The organism is Bacillus sp. FSL P2-0069 (genome assembly GCF_038593315.1).
Classification (GTDB): domain Bacteria; phylum Bacillota; class Bacilli; order Bacillales; family Bacillaceae; genus Bacillus; species Bacillus safensis.
In genome coordinates this window covers 2317801-2341080 of record NZ_CP151984.1, presented here as the reverse complement: position 1 = coordinate 2341080, position 23280 = coordinate 2317801, and the positions used below count along the sequence as shown (strand labels likewise).

The window sequence follows — 23280 nt, the reverse complement described above, 5'->3', positions numbered from 1 at the left end:
GGAGTGCAGAGATTTTGAGTAGAAATTCTCGATTTGAACATCGTGATAAGCGCAGAAAGGCGAATATGGTGCTTAACATATTAATTGGTATCGTTGTGGTGCTTATTTTGGTTGTCGCATCGAGTTTGTTAATTTTTAATAAGCCGAAAGATTCAGATGTAGCGAAAGAGCCATCAAAAACGGCACCTGCAACAAGTGAAAATAAACAAAACTCACAAGAAGATGTGAAAGATCCAAAGAAAGACACATCCAATGATTCAGATGCAAAAAAAGATGATTCATCTGATCAAGACGACGAAACGAAGAAGACAGATGATGAAGAAAAGCCTAATAAAGATGCGTTAAAAGACGCCAAAGAAACAGATGGCGGCAAAACAAGTGACGTAGACAAAACATACGAAAACGATGACTGGGAGCCTGTAGGAACAGAGCAATCCGGTTCACATACAGCAACCTATGATTCCAGCTCAAAAGACTGGAAAGAAATGATCAAAGCCATGTCCTATGCGACAGGAATTTCAGAAGATCAAATGACCGTTCTTTGGTTAGGAAATAACGGAGGTCCTCAAGATGCAAAAGGAACCATCCGTGATAAATCAACAGGTGAACGCTACCGCGTGGAAATTACGTGGGTAGATGAAAAAGGCTGGAAACCTGTGAAGGTTGAAAAATTAAGATGAACATGAAAAAAAGATAGCAGATCTGCTATCTTTTTTGTTTAAACATTTGCTTTAAAATGAACAACTGCTGTATACAAAATCCGCTCATCGATCACAGTCGTTTGATGACTGACAGAATGAACAGTCAGCAGAATCGCTTGATTATGTTCAATTTGTTTTTGGATCTTTTGTTCAAGTTCTTTTAAAGATGTTGCTTCAAAAAATTCTATTTTATCCTTTAAAAAATCCAGCTGAAAATCCATTTGATTCACCTCTCTATACTCTTCATTCATCTTAATCTCTCTCCCTCAGAAGGGCAAATGTTTTTCTGTCTCTCTTAGTATTTTTTAGTAGGAAAGAAACAGAAGTTGTGGTAGGATAGGAACTGTTCGACGGAATAAAACATACTATACGCATAGGAATAAATAGATAAAGTGGAGGGAAAGAAAATGGGACGCGAATTTCTTTCTTTATTTGATCATTGGGCCGACTCTTATGACGACACGGTAAGTGGTCATGACGAGCAGTATAGAGAAGTGTTTCGCCGGTATCCGGCTATTTTAAAAGAAATTGCCCGCCGTTCAGGCCAAGATGTTCTTGAGTTTGGAAGCGGTACGGGGAATCTAACAGCGCTGCTCCTTGCAGCTGATAAAAACGTGTTTGGTGTTGAACCATCAGATGCCATGAAGAAAGCGGCTCTTCAAAAAGGACTGCCAGATCTATTTCATGATGGGGATTTTTTATCATTTCCAGCGCCGCCTTTTGAGCCAGATACGATCGTCAGCTCATATGCATTCCACCATTTAACGGATGAAGAAAAAAAACAAGCCATTCACACCTATAGCAACATCCTTCACTCAGATGGTAAAATAGTTTTTGCTGATACAATGTTTCAAAATCAAGCAGCACATCAAGCTCAGATCGACAAAGCGAGAGCCGAAGGGTTCGACCAGCTTGCAGAGGATTTAGAAACGGAATATTATCCATCCATTGATGTGCTAAAGCAAATCTTTGAAGAAGAAGGTTTTAGCACATCCTTTCATCAAATGAATGATTTTGTTTGGATCGTAGAAGCGAAGAAAAGGGAATGAAAGGATGTTTTTGATTTGAAAATCGCAGTTATAGGTGCAATGGAAGAAGAAGTGACGATTTTAAGAGATCAACTAAAAAATGCTACACAAGAAAACATCGCTGGGTGTGAATTTACAACAGGTGTTTATGAAGATAAAGAAGTGATTTTATTAAAATCAGGGATTGGAAAAGTAAATGCAGCGGTCAGCACAACATTACTGCTTGACCGCTTTCAGCCAGATTATGTGATCAATACAGGATCTGCTGGCGGTTTTCACCACTCATTAAATGTAGGTGATATTGTCATCTCTACTGATGTGAGACATCATGATGTAGATGTGACCATCTTTGATTACGAATATGGACAAGTGCCGGGACTTCCAGCTGCTTTCATTGCAGATGAAAAGCTTGTGAAGCTGGCAGAAGAATCTGCTTTAGAAATTGATCATATTCAAGTGGCAAAAGGAACGATTGCAACAGGAGATTCGTTTATGAATGATCCGGATCGTGTAGCGTTTGTGAGAGAGAAGTTTCCAGAGCTGTATGCGGTGGAAATGGAAGCCGCAGCCGTTGCACAGGTCTGCCAGCTCTTTGGTACGCCATTTGTTGTCGTTCGTGCGCTATCGGATATTGCAGGGAAAGAATCTAATATCTCCTTTGATCAATTCCTTGAGCAAGCAGCGATTCACTCAACCGACCTTGTCTTGCGTATGATAAAGCAAACACAATAAAAGAAGGGGTTTCCCCCTTCTTTTCCATGCAAAGGAAGGGAATCATATGGCTGTCATAAAGGATATTACTGAATTAATTGGCCGCACACCGCTTTTAAAGCTGTCAGGGATTGGCATCCCAAAAGGCGTTGAGGTGTATGCAAAGCTTGAGATGATGAATCCAGGTGGAAGTATTAAGGATCGATTAGGTGATATGCTCATCAGAGAAGCATTGGCATCTGGCAAACTGCGTCCAGGCGGAACTATTGTTGAAGCGACTGCTGGAAACACAGGCATTGGGCTTGCCCTAAGTGCAAGAAAGCATCAATTGCAGACCATTTTTTGTGTACCAGAACATTTTAGTCAAGAAAAACAACAGCTGATGAAGGCGCTCGGTGCAGAGATTATTCATACGCCGAGAAAAGAAGGCATGAAGGGTGCGATTGATCGAGCCCTTGAACTAGAGGCAAGCCTTGACAATGCCTATTGTATTTTACAATTTAAAAACCGAGTAAATCCATTGACTTACTACAGAACACTCGGTCCCGAATTATGGTCCGACTTAAAAGGGAATATCGATATATTCGTGGCGGGAGCAGGATCTGGCGGGACTTTTCAAGGGTGTGCCGCCTATTTAAAAGAGCAGCATCAGGCGTTAAAAACAGTGGTTGTGGAGCCTGAAGGATCAATTTTAAATGGAGGGGACCCGGGCCCGCATAGAACGGAAGGAATTGGCCTTGAATTTATCCCAGATTATATGGAGCAGGCTTTATTCGATGAGATTTACACTGTCAGTGATGATGATGCGTTTCGAATGGTGAAAGAAGCAGCTGAAAAAGAAGGTGTTCTCATCGGCAGCTCTTCTGGTGCCGCTTTATTTGCCGCTTTAGAGGAAGCAAAGAAAGCAGCACCTGGGACAGTCATTGTCACCATTTTTCCTGACAGCAGTGAGCGATATTTAAGTAAAGGAATTTATGAGGGAGGAAAATAGCATGAAACCAAAAACAATGATGATTCACAGCGGAACAACGGGTGATGAAAGAACAGGCGCCGTGTCTGTGCCGATTTATCAAGTGAGTACTTATAAGCAGCCGAAAGCAGGCGAACATACGGGGTATGAATACTCCAGAACAGCAAATCCAACAAGAACTGCACTGGAAACAGTCATTCGTGATCTTGAAGGAGGAGCAAGCGGCTACGCATTTGGTTCAGGGATGGCAGCCATTACGGCTGTGATGATGCTGTTTAACAGCGGAGATCATATTGTCCTGACAGATGACGTGTACGGCGGAACCTACCGCGTCATCACAAAGGTGCTAAACCGCATTGGCATTACTGCAACCTTTGTTGACACAAGTGATCCTGAAGCAGTGAAAAAAGCCATTTTACCTGAAACAAAAGCCGTTTACATTGAATCACCAACCAATCCTTTACTCAAAATAACGGATCTAAAAGCCATCGGCGAATTGACAAAAGAAGCCAACATCTTGATGATTGTCGACAATACATTTTTCACACCGTATTTCCAAAAGCCGATTGAATATGGCGCAGACATTGTCTTGCACAGTGCGACTAAGTATTTAGGCGGCCATAGTGATGTTGTAGGCGGGCTTGTCGTCACAGCGACAAAAGAGCTTGGAGAAGAACTGCACTTTGTTCAAAACTCGACAGGCGGGATTCTTGGACCGCAGGATTCATGGCTTCTCATGAGAGGGATGAAAACGCTTGGACTAAGAATGGAAGCACATCAACAAAATGCACAGAAAATCGCTGAGTTTTTAGAACAACATGCAGCCGTCACACGTGTTTATTATCCAGGTCTCGATACTCACCCTGGACATGAACTTGCGAAAACACAAGCATCCGGCTTCGGCGGCATGATCTCTTTTGATATTGGAAAAGAAGAACATGTCGATGTATTTTTAAGCCAGCTTAAGCTGTTTACAATCGCAGAAAGCCTTGGAGCGGTTGAAAGCTTAATTTCTGTCCCTGCCCGGATGACCCATGCGTCCATTCCAAAAGACCGCAGGGAGGAGCTTGGCATCACAGATGGTTTAATTCGTATTTCCGTCGGAATTGAAGATGTGGATGATTTACTACATGATATCAAGCAAGGACTAAGCGCACTGGCGAATGGATAGATTTACATGCTCCTCGCTTTCTCTCACTATGTTAAGCTATGAATAGACATTGATAACTGGAAGGTGAAACAAGTGAAGAAAAAGTGGAGTGATTTAGTGACAGATTACAAGCAGTACGCTTTTATTTTGCTTGCTGTCAGCACCTTTTTATATATTGGTACGATCTTACCGAACCAGCACATCGAAGCATTTCCAAAAATGCTGATGATGGGAATAGATTGTGTTTTCTTATTAGTAGCTTTTGTTTGTGTTAAACGCGCGATTTTCTTTCAAAAGAAACTGCAAGAATTAGATGAAGATTAATTCGAAAGCCTCCTCATTTGCCTGAGGAGGCTTTTTTTATTGTATTGGATAATCGGACAAGAATAACTGTAGAAATTTAGTCAAAAACACAAAAATCACCTATATGACTAAAAACAGGTTTACAAAATGGTGCTTGCTGGATATACTTACAAAGTAATTAAAAAAAAACGTAAAGGAGGCTGAAGAATATGTTATTCGTATCTACTTGTGATCAATTCAACCAACAATTTCATCATGTCATCAGCCTGTGGAAGAGTTCGTGTCCTTCCTTTGCCTTATACGGTGCACGCTTCAAAACTGTTTAAGTAAACGAGGATTTCACACGTATCATCCATTGCAGGTTGGAAGACACTGTCTTTTGATCTGCATTTTTGTGTGCCCGCAGGTCAACTGATAAAGAAGATCTGCGGGCTATTTCGCGTGCTGCGAACTGAAGGGAGGTGAGCGTATATGACAATCCATTTATTTTTTATTACTTTGACAATTAAGCGGAAATACAAGGACATTGAGACCGTTCTTTACGAACAAGAAGTCGAAACAATTTATGAAGAAATGAAACAGAAACAACTAAAGTATATGAACTAAAACAGGAAATGAAAAATGTGAAAAGGAGGAGATTGACATGTTTATGATGCTAGCCATGCTTGATTGTTATACGATGGAGAAGGACCAGGTTTAGACACGCTCCACATTGATCACCTGCACATATGATACCGTAAAAGGTGATTGTGAGGTGATCAATGAATGTCGATGTCACCATATATGAGATTTCCGTCTGTGGGGCACGGGTATGCATCTATTCCGCATTCCTTAAAGCACGGATACGGCAATCCATACCGCATGCAAAGAGAGCAAGAGGAAATGCTCAGACGTTATATGTATCAGTACCGGACTTATTGGTATTAAAGAAAAGGAGCAGGAAACCATGACGTTTCCTGCTCCTTTTACGTTAGCAAATCCAGCTTGCACCAATGATGATCAACAAAATGAACAGTACAACAAGCAATGCGAATCCGCCTGCAAAACCGCCACCGTAGCCACCGCAGTAGCCTCCAGAATAACCGCCAAAGCCCATAATCTAGCACCACCTTTATCTAATCAAGATACATTTATAAATTATGCAGCTCATGCAGAAAACGAAATCAATCTGAGCACAAATAATGAAAACGCCTATTTAGGTTAAAAAATAATTTTCACTTTCTGCGAAACATTTTCTGAAAAGGAGCGTCTTATAAAAGACAAATAAATTAGGACTAGGTCTTAATTTTTGTTAGGTGAGAGCCGATATGAAAAGTAAGAAAATTTGTAAATAGTTTATTTACTGGTGAAAAGCAGGTGTTAACATTGATTCAAAGCTGGATTGGAAAACAAATGAGGGAACCAAAAGGCTTGTTCTCAAAATGGGTTGCCCGCTATATGGAAAAAAATCATCATAATATCAATGAATGGACGCTTCAACTCTTAAATATACAAGAAAATGACCGAATTTTAGAAATTGGGACTGGAAGAGGCATCACCTTATCAAAGGTAGCTGAAAAACTTGACCGCGGAAAAGTATATGGAGTGGATGCCTCTCGTCATATGATTAAATATGCAAAAAGAAAACATAAGAAGCTTGCGGAACAGGACAAAGCCGTTATTACGCTTGGTAAGGCTGAGCAATTACCTTTTGAAGACAGATCATTCAATAAATTATTTACGGTGCAGACGATCTATTACTTGAAGGATATTGAGCAAGTCATGAAGGAAGTGTACCGCGTCCTTCAAGTGGATGGAGAAGTATTTTTATCCTTCCAAAAGCAGGAGATGATCAACGAACAAAAACGGTCAACATCTTTTTCATCGTACAGTGAAGAAGAGATCAGCCGTCTGTTTTCAGCATATCACTTTAGAGAAGTCTCGGTTTATCACTATGATACATACATCTGTATCAAAGCCTTAAAATGATGAAAATATTTCCCAGGTAATGAACAAGCACTCAAAAAAGAGACTCTTTGTCAGAGGAGCCTCTTTGCCTGCAATAAAAAAAGGCTCTTCATCAGAAGAGCCTTTTGTATGTGATATAGGCGCCAGCCAGGTGTGTAAGGAATGATAGTATATATAAGGAATTTGTTTGTCGATTAAGGATACCTGTCTGGCTTATTTCTTATATCGACACCGTTCTGCAAAAGTTTAGCTTTTTTTTCAATATTTTCTTTTTTATTTCACTGGAAGACACATTTTTCTTTCTCACGTAGACATGTATCTCCTTCTTTTTCACATAATGTGCTGTTTGAAGAAGGGAATTGCTTAAGAAATAGAGAAAATTGTAGAGACTTCATTTTTAAACAAAAGGGAGGAATGAAATCATGTCGGGAAACAAAGGTGTCGTTTATAAAGGAGCAGGAAAAGTAGCAGTTGAGGATATTGGATACCCTGATTTGGTCTTAAAAGACGGCCCGGGTGTACCTAAAGCCAATGTGGGGCGCAAATGTGAGCATGGCGTCATTTTAAAAGTAGTGACGACGAATATTTGCGGAAGTGATCAGCACATGGTGAGAGGGCGTACGACTGCACCTGAAGGACTTGTCCTTGGTCATGAAATTACAGGTGAAGTCGTGGAAGTTGGGCGAGATGTAGAGTTTATTCAAAAAGGAGATCTCGTGTCCGTTCCGTTTAATATTGCATGCGGACGCTGCGTCATGTGTAAGGAACAAAAAACCCATGTGTGCTTAAATGTAAACCCGGACCGCCCTGGCTCTGCCTATGGATATGTAGATATGGGCGGATGGGTTGGCGGCCAATCCGAGTATGTCATGGTTCCATATGCAGATTTTCAACTGCTCAAATTTCCAGACAAAGATCAAGCGATGGAAAAAATACTTGATCTCACGATGCTTTCCGATATTTTCCCGACAGGTTTTCATGGTGCTTATACGGCTGGAGTAAAGCCTGGTTCGACCGTATATATTGCAGGTGCTGGGCCAGTAGGTCTTGCAGCAGCACATTCGGCTCAGCTTCTTGGCGCATCTGCTGTGATTGTTGGAGATCTGAATGAGCAAAGACTGGAACAGGCAAGAAGCTTCGGCTGTGAGACGATCAATCTACGAAAACATGATCGAATCGGCGAACAAATTACGAATATTTTAGGGGAGCCAGAAGTTGATTGTGCTGTCGATTGTGTCGGCTTTGAAGCTTCGGGTCATGGAGACCAGGGAGAAGCACCAGCAACTGTTTTAAATACGATTATGGATATTACTAAAGTTGGCGGCAAGCTTGGAATTCCAGGGCTTTATGTCACAGAAGATCCAGGAGCAGTGGATGCCGATGCAAAAGTCGGTTCTCTGAAAGTGCGAATTGGACTTGGCTGGGCGAAAGCTCATACCTTTGTGACAGGTCAAACCCCTGTTATGCAATATCATCGCAGTCTAATGAAATCCATTTTAAGCGGCAGAGCACAGATCGCTAAAGCCGTCAATGCGACCGTCATTGACCTTGATCAAGCCCCTAAAGGATATAGTGACTTTGATTCGGGTGTGGCGAAGAAATTTGTCATTGACCCGCACGGGATGCTTTCTCGATAATTTTTAACATGAAAGGAGCCGCTCAATAAAATGGGACGGCTCTTTATTGTGGAAAATCACATAGAATATACAAATCCATTTCAAGGGGGAGGAATTAGATGAATTCAGATCAAGCCAAAAGAAGGGTTGTAGAACAATTTGGGAGAAATGCAGAAAAGTATGTGACGAGTCAAACTCATGCAAAGGGAGCAGACCTGGATCTAATCGTTGAATGGACAGCTCCAAAAGAAAGCTGGATCGTCCTCGATATAGCAACTGGTGGCGGGCATACCGCAAAAGCATTGGCTCCATATGTGAATCAAGTATTTGCGACGGATTTAACGAAAGAGATGCTTTCTCATACATCACTTCATTTAAAAGCGTATCCACAAATTTTTTATGTAGTAGCGGATGCAGAAAGCCTTCCTTTTTTAGATGGCACATTTGATATGGTCACATGCCGAATTGCAGCACACCATTTCCCGCACCCTGAACAGTTTGCCAAAGAGGCATCTCGCGTATTAAAGTCAAATGGTCTGTTTTTCTTTATTGATAATGTTTCGCCAAATGATGAAGAGCTTGCACTATTTATCAATGAGCTGGAAAGATTGAGAGACCCAAGTCATGTGTCCTGTCTATCTACAGAACAATGGCGGGAATTGTTTTATAAAGAGGGAATAAAAGAAGTAAGATCAATGGAACGAAAAAAACGTTACCCTTTTCAAGAATGGGTCAAGCGAACAACGAAAACTTTAAAGGAAGAAGAGATCGTTACAAAATACATGCTAGATGCTAACGAGAAAATAAAGCAATATTATAGATTGAACATGACAGAGGATCAAATAGAATCAATAGAGGTGGATGACTGGATTGCTCTTTTCAGGAAAGAATAAAAGTAATTATTCATACCAGTCATAGAAAGGAATCAATCATATGTTACATTTTAAAGGGAAAACCGTCATCATCACAGGTGCAGCCAATGGTATTGGTGAAGCGGTCGCCTGCGGTTATGCAAAAGAAGGGGCGCGTGTGGTGCTTGCGGATATAGATGAAGAGAAGGGGAAGCGTTTGGAGGAGCAGCTGAGAAAAGAGTCCTTTGAAGTTTATTTCATTAAAACAGATGTGAAACAGGAGAAGGATATTCAGCGCTTAATGTCGTTTGCGGCGGAGCACTGCAAAACAATTGATATTCTCATTAATAATGCCGGCGTCATGTGCACTGCATCGCCTTATGAGTTAACGGTCGATGAGTGGGATCATGTGCTGCATACAAATGTAAGAGGGACTTTTTTATGCGCTAGAGAAGCAGCACGTTATATCAAAGAGAATCCAAACGGCGGTTCCATTGTGAACATTTCATCTACCCGTGCGACCATGTCAGAGCCTCATACAGAAGCATATGCTGCATCAAAAGGCGGCATTTCCGCGCTTACTCATGCCTTGGCAGTTTCTTTTAGTCAGGATCACATTACGGTAAATAGCATTTCCCCTGGATGGATTGAAACGAAAGATGAGAATAGTCTTCGAGAAATTGACCATCAGCAGCATCCTTCCAATCGAGTCGGCACGCCAAAGGATATTGTGAAAGCCTGTTTTTATTTAACAGATGAAGACAATCAATTTGTGAACGGCACAGATTTGGTTGTTGATGGCGGCATGACTAGGAAAATGATTTATGCGGATTAACATGAAAAAAACATTGACGCTTTGATCGGAGCGCAGTACAATATGTAACAATTCAGCTGAAGATCGTGATGAAAAAAAGATACAGCGCAAATAGAGAAGAGTACATCATAGCTGCCCCACACAGAGAACACCGTGAAGCTGAGAAGGAGCTGGGAAGCATGATGGAACCAAGCCTCTTAGCTCTGCACCGGATTCCTTCGGATGGTGGTGCAGCGAACTTCTCCCGTTACAGAGAAGGGTGAATAATCACCCGCTAAGGTTCATCTGGCAACAGATGAATGAACTGAGGTGGCAACGCGGAGTAAATCTCGTCCTCAAGACAGACATGTCTTGGAGGCGGGATTTTTTTTATGACAAATAGGGGGGACAATGATGAAAAAACATTGGCGGGATATGAGTATTTTACTTGGAGCCATCGGGATTGCGAACATAGGAGAATGGATTTATATGATTGCCCTCCATCTGCTTATTTTTCAAGAAACGGGCTCTGTACTTGCTGTAACAGCAGTTTATTTGCTAAGACCGGCTGCTGCTCTTTTGACCAATAGCTGGTCCGGCAGTTTGATTGACAGGCTGAATCAGCGGAATGTGATGATCAGTTTAGATATTACCCGTGCTCTGCTCATTGCATGCATCCCTTTTGCCTTATTTTCAGGACATCTGCTCATTCTGTATGTCATGGTGTTTTTCATACAGATGGCACAAGCGATGTTTCATCCAGCGTCGATGGTGTATATGACAGGACTAATCCCGGCGGATAACCGAAAACGGTTTAATGCCATTCGCTCTTTATTACAATCCGGTGGATTTTTACTTGGGCCCGCAGCAGCAGGTCTGCTCTTTCTCATCGGGACTCCTGTGCTTTCAATTTATGTAAATGCGATCTGCCTGTTGATATCTGCTTTGTTAACGATGTGTTTACCGAATTTGGTCAAAACAGATGCTGCCCAAAAGCGGTTTTCCCTTTCAATGTTAAAAGAGGATGCAAAGCTTGTTCTGCGTTTTAGTCTGACGTCACGCCAGATCATGACGGTATATTTATTATTTAGTGCCGCAATATCGGTCCTTCCTACGGCCATAGACTCACTTGAAACAGCCTTTGCAAAAGAAGTATTGATGCTGACTGATACACAATATGGCCTTCTTGTCAGTATAGCTGGAGCGGGTATTATCGCAGGGGCAAGTCTTAATTCGGTCATTGTCGAAAGGCTGTCAGTTTCGCTGATGCTTGGAATCGGCAGTTTGTTTGTGGCGTTTGGCTATCTTATTTATGCATTTTCCAGCAGTCTAGTTGCAGCCGCCGGTGGATTTTTTATATTAGCCTTCTTTTTAGCATTTGCGAATACAGGTTTTATGACGTTCTATCAAACAAATATCCCCGTAGAGGTGATGGGGAGGGTAGCCAGCTTTTATGCTTTGGTTGAAGCCATTCTGACGATGACCATGACAGGAATATTCGGCGGACTCGCTCATATTCTATCGATCAGAATTTCCGTCATCATCGGGTGTCTATGTATGCTTCTTATCTGTCTATTGCTATGTTTTGTCATCTTTCGTCCATTGACTGCCAAAAAAATAGTGCATCCTACTTAGAAAATTAAAAAAATTATGTTATCATTATTTAAGTAAGTTAATTAAATTGATGAGAAAAGGAGTCTTACAAATGAAAGCACTACGCTGGCACGATCAAAAGGACATTCGACTAGAGGAAATTGATGAACCAACAGTTGCTCCAGGAAAAGTGAAACTGAAAGTAAAATGGTGCGGCATTTGCGGTAGTGATTTACATGAATATTTAGGCGGACCGATCTTCATTCCTGTGAATGAACCTCATCCACTTACAAAAGAAAAAGCACCCGTTACACTGGGACACGAGTTCTCTGGTGAAGTTGTTGAAGTAGGAGAAGGCGTGAGCAATTACAAAGTAGGCGACCGAGTGGTTGTTGAACCTATTTTTGCAACTCACGGCCATCAAGGTGCTTATAACTTAGATGAAAACATGGGCTTTTTAGGGCTTGCCGGAGGCGGCGGTGGATTCTCTGAATATGTATCAGTCGATGAAGAATTACTTCATTTATTACCAGACGAAATCTCATATGAGCAAGGCGCGCTTGTCGAGCCTTCTGCGGTTGCTTTATATGCGGTTCGTTCTAGTAAAGTACAAGCTGGGGATACAGCGGCTGTGTTTGGCTGCGGACCAATTGGTTTACTTGTCATTGAAGCATTAAAAGCAGCTGGTGCTACTGATATTTATGCAGTTGAATTATCAAAAGAACGTCAAGAGAAAGCAAAAGAGCTTGGAGCGATCATTGTAGATCCTTCTCAGTATGAAGATGTTGTTCAAGAAATTGCTAGCCGCACAAACGGTGGCGTCGATGTTTCTTTTGAAGTGACAGGTGTACCTGTTGTATTGAAGCAAGCAATCCAATCAACTAGAATTTCAGGCGAAACAGTCATTGTAAGCATTTGGGAAAAAGGCGCAGAAATTATGCCGAATGACATTGTCATTAAAGAACGTACAGTAAAAGGAATTATCGGCTACAGAGACGTATTCCCATCTGTATTAAACTTAATGAGAAAAGGCTATTTCTCTGCAGACACACTCGTCACGAAAAAAATCAAGCTGGACGATGTGATCGAGGATGGCTTCCATGCATTAATCAATGAAAAAGATCAAGTGAAAATTTTAGTCAGTGCTGAATAAGTAAGATAACAAAGAGGATGGCATAAGCCGTTCTCTTTTTTTATGTATTCAGATCTTTTTCATAAAGGGAGCTGCGGTCGAATAGTGATAAGTGAAAAGATGTTTTTGATAAGGGAGATGACATCATGTTTTATCACATCAAAGAATTGCAATATGAAGCAAAGCCCTCAAAGCCTGATCCGGTGTATGCAAAGAAATTACAAGAAGTATTAGGCGGTCAATATGGTGAAATCAGTGTAATGATGCAATATTTATTTCAAGGCTTTAATTGCCGGGCAGATCAAAAATATAGAGATCTGTTATTTGATGTTGGAACCGAGGAAATTGGTCATGTCGAAATGCTGGCAACGATGATCGCACGTTTATTAGATAATGCACCCGTCAAAGACCAAGAACAGGCGTATCAAAGTGATCCAGCACTTGCGGCTGTTATGGGCGGAATGAACCCGCAGCATGCAATTGTTGCCGGTTTAGGGGCAATGGCAGCGGATAGTCAAGGATACCCGTGGAATGCCAAATACATCATTTCAAGCGGAAATTTAATGGCGGATTTCAGAGCCAATTTAAATGCAGAATCACAAGGGAGACTCCAGGTTACAAGACTTTACGAAATGACAGATGACCGCGGCGTCAAAGATATGCTCTCCTTCCTCATTGCTCGTGATACATATCATCAAAATATGTGGCTTGCTGCAATTAAAGAATTAGAAGAGCGAGAAGGGGATGTCGTCGTACCAACCACCTTCCCTCGTTCACTAGAAAAACAGCAAGTATCCTATGACTTGTTTAACTTCTCAAGAGGGGAAGAAAGTAAGCAAGGCAGATGGGCACATGGCCGCAGCATGGATGGAAAAGGAGAGTTCAGATATATTTCTGCACCTGTCGTTTTCGGCTCTGCACCAAAGCTCAAACCCGCACCAAAAGAACTGTTTAACACACCAAAAAAGGGTGAATAAAAAAGTCGATCAGGTTTTTGTGCCTGATCGACTTTTTAACGTCCGAGAGTTCTTCCGTATACGCTGACACGTTTCTCTAATAATGCAAAGGCTAATTCAAAGACAATGCTCAGCAGCCAATAGATCAAAGCAGAGACGAGATAAGTTTCTAAAAACTGATAGCCGTCATTTGCAATGATCCGGGAAATACCCATGATTTCGAGTACCCCAATTGTAAACGCAAGAGATGTCGCTTTTAATAACTGAACGAGCTGATTGCCTAGGTTTGGTAAGGCCACAACAAATGCCTGCGGCAAAATAATGCGTATCATCGCCTGACGTGTGGTCATGCCTACAATTTTTGCCGCTTCAAGCTGCCCTTTATCTACTGCCAGAAGTGCACTTCGGACCACCTCTGTTAAATGAGCGGCTGAATGCAGGCTGAAGGTAATAAGAGCCACAGCTAAAGGGGAGACCATATCCGGATGAAAGGTCAGTCCGAATGTGCCGCTCATACTTGTTAGAAGAAAAGGGAGCCCATAAAAGAAAGCGAACAGTTGAACAATAAGCGGCGTTCCTCTAAAAAAGGAGACGTATAGCGTAACGAGCTGTCTGAGTACAGGGATGCGAAAGAGGCGAATGAAAGCAAAAACAGATCCGATCACAAGACTCACAGCCATGGAAACAAGAGCAATTAATAATGTGAAAGGAACACCTTTTAGAATATGTGGTACTTGGTCAATCGCAAATGGAATATTAATGGTTTGCATCAAATCGCCTCCTTAACGTGACAGACTGGTACGGCCTTTTACAAATTTCTTTTCAAGCAGCATGGTGACTAGTTCAATGCTCATACAAATGAGCCAGTACACAATCGCAATGATCACATACACTTCAAACATGCCGATTCCATAGTTATTTCCTAAGATGATCTTCACCTGTCCCATCATATCGATGAGTCCGATCGTAAAGGCAATCGCCGTGTCTTTCACAAGATCAATGGTGTAATTTCCGAGGTTTGGCAGGGCAATGAGAAAGGCCTGCGGGATAATGATCCTGATCAAGGCCTGTGTATCTGTCATCCCCACAATGTAGGCGGCTTCCAGCTGATCCTTCCCAACAGACGAATACGCACTGCGAAAAACTTCAGATAAATAAGCCCCCGTATGTAAAGAGAACGTCATCATCACAAATAACACACGATCCCAATGATTGATTTGAATTCCTGCCACAAGTAAAAGCTGAGGAAGTCCAAAATAAATTAAGAATAACTGAACAATTAATGGCGTACTTCGTGTAAAAGATAAATAGATAACAGCCAATTGCTTCAGCACTGGGATTTGTTTTATACGTATGCATGCAAATAAGAGCCCTATTAGAATGGCAAAAAACAATGACACTGCAATAATGAGAAAAGTGAGTGGCAGGCGTTCAAGCACCTGTAAAAAAATTCGCAGCCAATCTCCAGCTGTAAACGTCATGACGCTTCCTTCCTTTCTTCATATTGATAGCCTTGCTCTGAGATGTAGTCAATATCTTGAAAGAAATCAACCCCAAACCACTTTTTCGCAAGCTTAGGCAGTGTTCCATCATCAATCATCTCTTGTGTGACCTGGTCCAAGTCTGCTGCAAGCTGCTTCTCACTTGGCTGTAAGACAAGATAGATCGGCTCCTTTGACACGATCCCGCCCACTTTGACCTTCAGATTCAGATGCTTTTGAATGGTATCGAAGGTCGAAATATTCATAAAGGCCGCATCGGACCGTCCGCTTTCAACACGCTTTAAGTTGAGTTCATTTGAAGGGCTTTCAATGGTTGTCAGCGGAATATCTGGATCATGTTCTTCATTATATTGATTTAATATGGAACGCAATCCGCCGCTGGGGCTGACAGGAGCGAGCTTTTTTGATGTCATATCGTCAAGCGATTGAATATCCCGGTTTGATTCTTTCACAATTAATCCTGTCATCGAATAGCCGTACGGAACTTTAGGGTAAAGAAACCGTTTTTCACGTTCAGGGTTACTGAAAAACCAATTAGCTGCCATTTCAAACTTCCCCGCGCCAACACCAATTAAATTGGATTCTTCCTCGCCAAATATGTAATCAAAATGTATGTGTGGAAGTCTTTTTTCCACTTCATTTAAATAATCAATGTTATAGCCAATCGGTTCGTTTTGGTCATTTGTGGCTAAAAAGGGTGGATTGACCTCTGCACTCAGAGCGACTTTCACAATTTGTTTTCCATCATCTGTTGTGGTTTTCACACTGCTGCAGCCAATCAGAGAGAGGAGAATCAGAAGGACACCAGCTGTCATGAATGCTGTCTTTTGCTTCATATGTCTTCCTCCGATCCTTGCCACACTCCGCGATGAATCCTGGATAAAAATTGTTTTGTTCGTTCATGCTGAGGCTTCATGAGGACGTCTTCTGGTGAGCCTTTTTCAACGATTTCTCCATCTGCCATAAAGATCACCGTATCCGCTACGTCCTTTGCAAACGAAATTTCATGCGTCACAATGACCATCGTCATCCCTTGGCTCGCAATATCTTTGATCATTTCAAGGATTTCTCCGACCATCTCTGGGTCCAGTGCGGACGTTGGTTCATCAAACAAAAGCACCGCAGGATTCATCGCAAGAGCGCGGGCAATTCCAATCCGCTGCTGCTGACCGCCAGATAATTCACTTGGAAATGCATCCTTTTTATGAAGCAGTCCAATCCGCTCTAAAAATTGCTCTCCAACCTTTTCTGCTTCTTTTTTAGACATGTTTTGGGACACAATCAATCCCTCTGTAATATTTTCAAGTGCGCGTTTATTTTGAAACAAGTGATAATGCTGAAATACCATGGAAGATTGCTGCCTTAGTTTTAAAAGATCTTTTTTATGATATCGTTCAAATTGAATCGTGGCTTCTCCAACAGTCAGCTCTCCTTTGTCTGGAATATCGAGGCTGTTTAAACTGCGGAGAAGTGTTGTTTTTCCTGATCCGCTCGGTCCAATAATTGCGACCACTTCACCTTCTTGTACGGTGAAATCAATGCCTTTTAACACATGGGTCTGCCCATAAGATTTATGTAGATTAGTAGCTGAGATCATAAAAGCATCACGTTCCTTTGACAGATGTACTTAATATTGATAAAATTTAACACATTAAATCCTATAAGTAAAGTGTGTTTTATTCATTCCAATTGGAAAAATGAGATATCATAGATTGTAAGAAACAGAGGAGTTGGATACGTTTTGTCTAAAGCATTATTTGTCGATACCGATTTTCAAAAAACATGGCTCAATCAGCTGGAATCTCTTCGTGAAACGATCGAACAAAACGCAAAAAAACATGATGAAGGCGCTTATTTTCCTAAACAGAATATCGAATCATTAGTAAACATGGGATATACAGCCCTGTCTCTTCCCGCTGAATATGGAGGCGGGGGTCAATCTGTAACGGATATGGTTCTATTTCAAGAAACCCTAGGCAGCATGGACGGAGCGACTGCCTTATCGATTGGCTGGCACCAAGGAGTTGTTGGTGAAATTTATGAAAAGAAACTATGGAATGAGAAGCAGCTGCAATTCTTTGCGGAAGAAGTGAAGAAGGGCGCCCTTGTCAACCGCGCTGTAAGTGAAGCGCAGACAGGCAGTCCAACAAGAGGCGGCAAGCCTGGGACAACAGCGATGAAATCAGGTGATCGCTGGGTGATCAACGGACGTAAAATTTTCACTACGATGTCACCAGCTCTCACATACTTTTTAGTCGGCGTATGGATCGAAGAAAAAGAAGCCATGGGATTTTTCTTAATTCACCGTGATACAGAAGGTGTTTCTATAGAAGAAACTTGGGATGTTGTCGGTATGAGAGGAACAGAAAGCCATGATTTAATCTTAGATCAGGTTGTGGTTTCAGATGACATGCTTGTTGAAGTGCAAAAAGGACCTCGGGGCGGTACGTTAAACCCTTGGATCGCACATATTCCTTCCTGTTATTTGGGGATTGCGCAAGCGGCAAGAGATTATGCAGTTCAGTATGCCATCACACATTCACCGAACAGTATCAGCGGAACGATTAGCGAACTGCCAAATGTCCAAACACTGATTGGCGAAATTGATTTACTATTAAAGCAAGCACGCCACGTCATCTATTCAACGACAACATTGTATGAAAAGCCTGAGAAAAGAGAGCTGTTAATCAATGAATTCGGTGCTGTGAAGCATACAGTCGTCAATCATAGTCTGCAAGTGGTCGATAAAGCCATGCGTTTAGTCGGTGCAAAAAGCTTAAGTCTCGGCTGTCCGCTTCAGCGTTACTATCGAGATATCCGGGCCGGGCTCCATAACCCGCCAATGGATGATATGACGATTTCAAAAATCGCGAAGCAGGCCATTGAAGAGAAAAAAGAAAGCTAATCTGATCAAAAAGCCGGATGAAACCGGCTTTTTTTATTTGGCAGAAAAGAGGACAAGCGTCCCTTATGTCTCATCGCTCAGGCATGCTACAATCGATAGATATCATAGGAAAAGGAGCGATTTTTTTGAAGAAAAAGCATATGAAATGGCTGTTTTCAGGTTTCATGCTGATGGCACTTTGTATCGGCCAGCCTTCATCAAGTGAGGGAACATCACCAGCGTGGTCAGTAGATGAATTCATGAAAGACCGGGAAGGCACATTTGTGATACAAGAAGTAAAAGAAAAATCGCCATGGGTGTATAACAAAAAAAGAGCGAACAAGCGCTTTGCACCACAATCAACATTTAAAGTGGCAAATGCCCTCATCGGTCTCCAAACAGGCGCAGTGAGAGATGAATATGACATCAAATATTGGGACGGAGTAAAAAGAGAAATTGATAACTGGAATAAGGATCATACACTGGGCTCTGGCATGAGAGATTCAGTCGTCTGGTACTATCAAGCCATGGCGCGTGATATCGGAGAAGAACGCATGAATCATTGGGTGAAAGCCATTCATTATGGGAATGAAGACACATCTGGCGGAATCGATCAATTTTGGTTAAGTAGTTCATTGCGCATTTCTCCAGTAGAACAAGTCCATTTCCTTAAACAGTTATATGAAGAAAGTCTTCCATTTGACCTGTCTGTCATGAGAAAGGTCAAACGAATGATGATCCAAGAAGAAGAGAAACATGCCACCCTATACGGAAAAACAGGCTCCGGCTCAGGCATCGGCTGGTACGTAGGCTTCATCAAACATGAAAACAAAACCTACATCTTCGCCACAAATATCGAAGGTACCGGTCTAGAAGCAAAAGAAATCACCTATCGTATTTTGAAAAATACCATTTGATTGAAGCATCCGTTTAGGATGCTTTTTTATATGTAAAAGGAGATATTTTGATAAGATGATGATATATGGGTTAGTTTTAGGAAAATAATAGTGAAATCACTTGAGTGTTGTAGAAAGGGGGCTTTTGCTTGAACCAGCCTGAGCACTTATTTGTTCGTTCAGAAAAAGATTTCAGGTTCTATCAGAATCTAGTGGATCATGTATTTAATCAAAATAAAAGGCTGCCGCAACAAGTCTTCCGTAAGAATTTTGATTGTTTTTTGTTTCAAGAGTTTGAGTGGGCATTAAGTGATGATATTTTACCTACAATCAAGAATTTATTAAATTCAACAAGTGATAGAGAATTTTTGACCGCAGTCCTTAAGCCAGATCCAGTTGATTATTATTTTAAGGAGTTTGGTTATTACAATTGGCTGAGAGCGAGTGTGAACATTTCCGGTGAGGATTATGTAAATGCACTATGGACGCACCCAAAAGGTTCTATAGCGGATAATATAATTACGAACTCAAACATAGTGGTTTGGTTATCCCGTTCTTTGCAGTGGGCGATTCTAGCAGATAGAGATTTGGAAATTTGTATAATAGGTATGGTATCAAAAAAAGATTGTCCCCAAAATATTTTATTAGAAAAAGGATGGAAACCACTGGATCATCCCGTTTTAGCAAATTGGTTAGAACTGTTATTGAAGGATCAAAAAACATTCAATGAATATTACAGTCAATTGCTATCAAATTATCCGTAATGTTACTTGTGGTTTAAATTGGGAAGTATCAATTACTAATGATAGACAAAGAAATGATTATCAGTAAAGTCTATATATAAAAGGAGCATAAGGCCATGAACATCAGCCAAGATAAAACAGCATTAATCAATGATTTGAAGCAGCGCTATCAATATTGTTTTCATTCAGATTACCCTGAAGAGATCCTATCTTTTGAGGAGGAAACTGGTATCTGGTCCGCTGATTTTTATGAATTTTTCACTCTTGTGACAGGCAGCTTAAGTTATGTGATCGATCATAAACGAATACCAAAAAAACAGTTAAACGTGCTGCGTCAGTCATTTGAAGAGCAATACCCTCAAATCAAATCATTTCAACACGTCCTTGAATCGTATCCTTTATTACATTCCTATATCCAGTACCATGAAGAAACAAGAAAACGAATCATTGCACTTATACAATAACCTCTTGGAGGATAAGCTATGACATTGGTTTTTAGATGAAAAATCCAGAATCTAATTCCTGTTTTCGATGTCAACCCTCTAGAGCAAATCAATGAATTTCACCACTTTAAGGAGTATAATAAATATTACGACTTGACCAATTGTTTTGCTCTTGCACATCACATACGAATCTAGTATCAAATGAATCGTGCTAGTTTCTCTACATATCTGCTACTCATGCTTCCCCATCCCAACATAGAAAGGTGCAATGACATTGAATCGAATCATGAAATGGCTCTTATTTGCGGCGGTCATCGCTGGTTTATTGGTATGTGCATTCTTTGTGTTCCGTTTCAACCAGCCTAAGCCGACAACCAATATCCATTATGCAGACACACAAAATAAACAGCAAACACTCGATATGTATATGCCAAAGGGCAAAGATGAAGACAAAAAGAAGAAGCATCCTGTGATGATCTATCTCCATGGCGGAGGCTGGACAGGCGGCGATAAGAATAGAGTCGCTTCAAAGGCTGATTATTTTACAGGTCAAGGGTATGTGTTTGTTTCGATGAATTACAGGCTTCACCCTGATGCTAATTACGAGCAGATGGCAGATGATACGGCAAACGCCATTAAATGGGTGAAGGATCATGCGGATGAATATCAAATTGATTCATCAAAAATCAATGTCATGGGTCACTCAGCGGGCGGTCATTTGACGGCGCTGGTTGCCACAGATTCGACCTACTTAAAACGTGTGGGGCTGTCGCCAAAAGCGATTAATTCCATCGTGATTTTAGATGGGCCGTTAAACCTCAATCAATTTATACAAGCCATCCCATCGTACAAAAAAGTCTTTGGCAAACAAGAGAAAAATTGGACAAAGGCATCACCTGTCACTTATATGAATCAAGCGAATGTACCTCCTGTCTATTTGGTCACGGGCTGGGAAAATCCTGAGGTGTACCGATTTGCTGAAAAACTGAATCATGACAAAGGCTCTCGGTTTGTTTTTCGGGTGCATACGCTAAGCCATAGTGACCTGAACAAATGGTTTGGATCAGACAGAGCGCCAAAAGAAGCACAAAAAATGACAGAGGCTGTGATGGCTTTTGTTAAAAAACAAAATCAATAATGAAGACCGTATGCTCGGGCAATTCTTTTTGCCGCAGTATAATGATAAAGTGGTTTGAAATTAAAGGAGTGTATGTTGTTGTCATCACGAATGGAAAATAAAGTGTTCAATTGCGAAAAAGAGCTGACGCTGAATATTATCGGCGGTAAGTGGAAAATGCTGATTTTATGGCACCTTGGCAGAGAAGGGACAAAACGTTTTGGTGAGTTAAAGTCGTTAATGCCTGGGATTACGCAAAGAATGCTTGTCAATCAGCTAAGAGAATTAGAGGAAGATCACATTGTGCACCGGGAGGTTTATCCTGTCGTTCCGCCAAAGGTTGAGTATTCTCTCACAGAATTAGGAGAAAGCTTAATGCCGATTTTAGAGGCGATGTATGATTGGGGAAAGCAATATCTGGGCAGCAATTTCTTAAAGGATGATAAATAGAAAGATGACCGATTGTAGACAAAGGGCTAAAATAACTTTATTTTAGCCCTTTGTCTTTACGCTGAGATACTGGCCAAAAGACAGTATCTTTTTTGTAACCATATGCGGAAAAGTATAGTATGTAAAAAAAAAGTGCGTACTTACATTGCGTCATTCCTGTTGTTATACTCATTTCATCGTTCAAGATGCATCATCCGCGGAGCTCTTGAAGATGAGATGAAAAACGGGAGTGAAAGTTGATGAAATTACAATTAGCATTAGATTTAGTGAATATACCAGAGGCGATTGAGCTGATCAAAGAAGTAGAAGCATCCATTGATGTGGTCGAAATTGGGACACCTGTTGTGATTAACGAAGGGCTTCGTGCTGTAAAAGAAGTCAAGCAGGCTTTTCCGAATTTACGTGTACTCGCTGATCTGAAAATTATGGATGCTGCCGGCTATGAAGTGCAGCAGGCCTCCGAAGCAGGAGCAGATATCGTCACCATTCTTGCAGCGGCAGAAGATATGTCTATTCAAGGAGCGGTGAAAGAAGCAAAAGCAAGAGGAAAACAAATTTTAGTTGATATGATTGGCATCAAAGATATCGCAGGCCGTGCAAAAGAGCTGGATGCGCTTGGAGTCGATTATATTTGTGTGCATACAGGCTATGACCTGCAAGCAGTTGGTCAAAATTCATTTGCTGATCTTATGACGATTAAACAAGTTGTCAAGCAGGCGAAAACAGCGATTGCAGGTGGAATTAAGCTTGATACGTTACCTGAAGTCGTAAAATTAAACCCTGATTTAATCATTGTCGGCGGCGGTATCGCAAGTCAGGACAATAAAGCAGAAGTAGCGGCACAAATGAAGCAGCTGATCGCACAATCATGAAGACCAGCGACTATGTGAAAGTCATTTTAAATGAACTTTCTGAGCATTTGTCAGCCATTCAAGATGAACAAGCAGAGCACCTGGTTACAAGTATTTTATCCGCACAAAAAGTCTTTGTGGCAGGTGCGGGCAGGTCTGGCTTGATGGGAAAATCGTTTGCGATGAGACTTACGCATATTGGCGTCAAGGCTTATGTGATTGGTGAAACGAATACGCCTTCCTTTACAGAAGAGGATCTTTTGATTGTGGGGAGCGGATCTGGCCGTACAGAGTCTTTGCTTGTCCTTGCAAAAAAGGCAAAAGCAATTGGCGGAAAAGTGGCAGCGTTCACGCTTTCTGCTGAGTCACCTTTAGCTGATCTATCGGATGAAGTCATCTTATTGTCAGGTGCACCGAAGGATCAACAGGATGGAAACCATCATACCATTCAGCCAATGGGCTCACTATTTGAGCAGTCGCTTCTTCTGATATACGATGCGGTCATTTTAAGGTTAATGGAAATAAAAGAGCTCGACACACATACAATGTACGGTCACCATGCAAATTTAGAGTAGATATTTTCAAAGCCTTTCCTTTCATAAAAGGAAAGGTTTTTTCATTTATCAAGAACAGAATCTTGACA

28 protein-coding genes and 1 pseudogene are annotated in these 23280 nt (G+C 41.4%); 23 read left to right on the top strand and 6 right to left on the bottom strand.

Going from position 1 to position 23280, the window contains the following annotated elements:
• Positions 1-14 precede the first annotated feature (14 nt).
• The gene (locus NSQ34_RS12000) at positions 15-680 is read left to right on the top strand and encodes a YrrS family protein (RefSeq protein WP_061109399.1); all 666 of its coding nucleotides are present in this window, start codon (positions 15-17) and stop codon (positions 678-680) included.
• Between the two features lie 38 nt (positions 681-718).
• Here the strand turns inward: NSQ34_RS12000 and NSQ34_RS11995 are convergent, their stop codons facing one another.
• Positions 719-922 (bottom strand): YrzA family protein, encoded by a 204-nt coding sequence (locus NSQ34_RS11995; protein ID WP_024423103.1) that lies wholly within the window; start codon positions 920-922, stop codon positions 719-721.
• Between the two features lie 186 nt (positions 923-1108).
• On the opposite strand from NSQ34_RS11995, the gene NSQ34_RS11990 reads away from it, so the two are divergent.
• From NSQ34_RS11990 to NSQ34_RS11960, 7 genes are all read left to right on the top strand, one after another.
• A complete protein-coding gene (locus NSQ34_RS11990; protein WP_327827649.1) occupies positions 1109-1750 on the top strand; it encodes a methyltransferase domain-containing protein in 642 nt (213 codons plus the stop codon).
• A gap of 15 nt (positions 1751-1765) precedes the next feature.
• On the top strand, positions 1766-2461 hold the full coding sequence (gene mtnN / locus NSQ34_RS11985; RefSeq protein ID WP_024423101.1) for a 5'-methylthioadenosine/S-adenosylhomocysteine nucleosidase: 696 nt from the start codon (positions 1766-1768) through the stop codon (positions 2459-2461).
• 46 nt (positions 2462-2507) lie between these two features.
• A complete protein-coding gene (locus NSQ34_RS11980; RefSeq protein ID WP_176966915.1) occupies positions 2508-3431 on the top strand; it encodes a cysteine synthase family protein in 924 nt (307 codons plus the stop codon).
• Between the two features lies 1 nt (position 3432).
• Positions 3433-4581, top strand: a complete 1149-nt coding sequence (locus NSQ34_RS11975) for a bifunctional cystathionine gamma-lyase/homocysteine desulfhydrase (protein ID WP_327827647.1) — start codon at positions 3433-3435, stop codon at positions 4579-4581.
• Positions 4582-4653: 72 nt separating this feature from the next.
• Positions 4654-4884: a YrhC family protein gene (locus tag NSQ34_RS11970; RefSeq protein ID WP_065214596.1), complete on the top strand. Its 231-nt coding sequence runs from the start codon at positions 4654-4656 to the stop codon at positions 4882-4884.
• 450 nt (positions 4885-5334) lie between these two features.
• Positions 5335-5469, top strand: a complete 135-nt coding sequence (locus tag NSQ34_RS11965) for a YrzI family small protein (protein ID WP_065214597.1) — start codon at positions 5335-5337, stop codon at positions 5467-5469.
• A 165-nt stretch (positions 5470-5634) separates the two neighbouring features.
• Complete coding sequence (locus tag NSQ34_RS11960; RefSeq protein WP_223251019.1) at positions 5635-5790, top strand: hypothetical protein; 156 nt, start codon at positions 5635-5637, stop codon at positions 5788-5790.
• A 43-nt stretch (positions 5791-5833) separates the two neighbouring features.
• Here NSQ34_RS11960 and NSQ34_RS11955 read toward each other — a convergent pair.
• Positions 5834-5908: pseudogene (locus NSQ34_RS11955) on the bottom strand (YjcZ family sporulation protein); the annotation flags it as partial.
• A gap of 320 nt (positions 5909-6228) precedes the next feature.
• On the opposite strand from NSQ34_RS11955, the gene NSQ34_RS11950 reads away from it, so the two are divergent.
• The 7 genes from NSQ34_RS11950 to NSQ34_RS11920 all read left to right on the top strand — a co-directional run bounded on the left by NSQ34_RS11950 (position 6229) and on the right by NSQ34_RS11920 (position 13772).
• On the top strand, positions 6229-6831 hold the full coding sequence (locus tag NSQ34_RS11950; protein ID WP_176967073.1) for a class I SAM-dependent methyltransferase: 603 nt from the start codon (positions 6229-6231) through the stop codon (positions 6829-6831).
• Between the two features lie 401 nt (positions 6832-7232).
• Positions 7233-8447 (top strand): formaldehyde dehydrogenase, glutathione-independent, encoded by a 1215-nt coding sequence (gene fdhA, locus NSQ34_RS11945; protein ID WP_024423097.1) that lies wholly within the window; start codon positions 7233-7235, stop codon positions 8445-8447.
• A 98-nt stretch (positions 8448-8545) separates the two neighbouring features.
• Positions 8546-9319: a class I SAM-dependent methyltransferase gene (locus tag NSQ34_RS11940; RefSeq protein WP_056767935.1), complete on the top strand. Its 774-nt coding sequence runs from the start codon at positions 8546-8548 to the stop codon at positions 9317-9319.
• A 40-nt stretch (positions 9320-9359) separates the two neighbouring features.
• Positions 9360-10112: an SDR family oxidoreductase gene (locus tag NSQ34_RS11935; RefSeq protein WP_326483959.1), complete on the top strand. Its 753-nt coding sequence runs from the start codon at positions 9360-9362 to the stop codon at positions 10110-10112.
• Between the two features lie 372 nt (positions 10113-10484).
• Complete coding sequence (locus NSQ34_RS11930; RefSeq protein ID WP_176966917.1) at positions 10485-11705, top strand: MFS transporter; 1221 nt, start codon at positions 10485-10487, stop codon at positions 11703-11705.
• Between the two features lie 70 nt (positions 11706-11775).
• Positions 11776-12816 (top strand): 2,3-butanediol dehydrogenase, encoded by a 1041-nt coding sequence (locus NSQ34_RS11925; protein ID WP_047201964.1) that lies wholly within the window; start codon positions 11776-11778, stop codon positions 12814-12816.
• A gap of 125 nt (positions 12817-12941) precedes the next feature.
• Positions 12942-13772: a manganese catalase family protein gene (locus NSQ34_RS11920; protein ID WP_025092842.1), complete on the top strand. Its 831-nt coding sequence runs from the start codon at positions 12942-12944 to the stop codon at positions 13770-13772.
• Positions 13773-13807: 35 nt separating this feature from the next.
• Here the strand turns inward: NSQ34_RS11920 and NSQ34_RS11915 are convergent, their stop codons facing one another.
• The 4 genes from NSQ34_RS11915 to NSQ34_RS11900 are packed head-to-tail and all read right to left on the bottom strand — an operon-like array spanning position 13808 to position 16850.
• Positions 13808-14521 carry an amino acid ABC transporter permease gene (locus NSQ34_RS11915; protein WP_061109395.1) on the bottom strand — a complete coding sequence of 238 codons (714 nt, stop codon included), beginning with the start codon at positions 14519-14521 and terminating at the stop codon, positions 13808-13810.
• Between the two features lie 12 nt (positions 14522-14533).
• Positions 14534-15232, bottom strand: coding sequence for an amino acid ABC transporter permease (locus NSQ34_RS11910; RefSeq protein ID WP_176966918.1), 699 nt, complete (start codon positions 15230-15232; stop codon positions 14534-14536).
• Positions 15229-16089, bottom strand: coding sequence for an amino acid ABC transporter substrate-binding protein (locus NSQ34_RS11905; protein ID WP_024423087.1), 861 nt, complete (start codon positions 16087-16089; stop codon positions 15229-15231). Before NSQ34_RS11905 ends, NSQ34_RS11910 begins: the two co-directional genes overlap by 4 nt.
• A complete protein-coding gene (locus NSQ34_RS11900; protein WP_268456537.1) occupies positions 16086-16850 on the bottom strand; it encodes an amino acid ABC transporter ATP-binding protein in 765 nt (254 codons plus the stop codon). Before NSQ34_RS11900 ends, NSQ34_RS11905 begins: the two co-directional genes overlap by 4 nt.
• Before the next feature lie 144 nt (positions 16851-16994).
• On the opposite strand from NSQ34_RS11900, the gene NSQ34_RS11895 reads away from it, so the two are divergent.
• The 8 genes from NSQ34_RS11895 to hxlB all read left to right on the top strand — a co-directional run bounded on the left by NSQ34_RS11895 (position 16995) and on the right by hxlB (position 23212).
• A complete protein-coding gene (locus NSQ34_RS11895) occupies positions 16995-18158 on the top strand; it encodes an acyl-CoA dehydrogenase family protein (RefSeq protein ID WP_268456536.1) in 1164 nt (387 codons plus the stop codon).
• 170 nt (positions 18159-18328) lie between these two features.
• Positions 18329-19054 carry a BPU family class D beta-lactamase gene (gene blaBPU / locus NSQ34_RS11890; RefSeq protein WP_268456636.1) on the top strand — a complete coding sequence of 242 codons (726 nt, stop codon included), beginning with the start codon at positions 18329-18331 and terminating at the stop codon, positions 19052-19054.
• A 128-nt stretch (positions 19055-19182) separates the two neighbouring features.
• Positions 19183-19797 carry a hypothetical protein gene (locus NSQ34_RS11885; protein WP_268456535.1) on the top strand — a complete coding sequence of 205 codons (615 nt, stop codon included), beginning with the start codon at positions 19183-19185 and terminating at the stop codon, positions 19795-19797.
• Between the two features lie 95 nt (positions 19798-19892).
• On the top strand, positions 19893-20240 hold the full coding sequence (locus NSQ34_RS11880; RefSeq protein WP_264315977.1) for a YxiJ-like family protein: 348 nt from the start codon (positions 19893-19895) through the stop codon (positions 20238-20240).
• 247 nt (positions 20241-20487) lie between these two features.
• On the top strand, positions 20488-21357 hold the full coding sequence (locus NSQ34_RS11875; RefSeq protein ID WP_061109391.1) for an alpha/beta hydrolase: 870 nt from the start codon (positions 20488-20490) through the stop codon (positions 21355-21357).
• Between the two features lie 72 nt (positions 21358-21429).
• The gene (locus tag NSQ34_RS11870; protein WP_029706158.1) at positions 21430-21786 is read left to right on the top strand and encodes a winged helix-turn-helix transcriptional regulator; all 357 of its coding nucleotides are present in this window, start codon (positions 21430-21432) and stop codon (positions 21784-21786) included.
• A 239-nt stretch (positions 21787-22025) separates the two neighbouring features.
• Positions 22026-22658 (top strand): 3-hexulose-6-phosphate synthase, encoded by a 633-nt coding sequence (gene hxlA / locus NSQ34_RS11865; protein WP_024423080.1) that lies wholly within the window; start codon positions 22026-22028, stop codon positions 22656-22658.
• A complete protein-coding gene (gene hxlB / locus NSQ34_RS11860; RefSeq protein WP_224426907.1) occupies positions 22655-23212 on the top strand; it encodes a 6-phospho-3-hexuloisomerase in 558 nt (185 codons plus the stop codon). Before hxlA ends, hxlB begins: the two co-directional genes overlap by 4 nt.
• Positions 23213-23280: the final 68 nt, after the last annotated feature.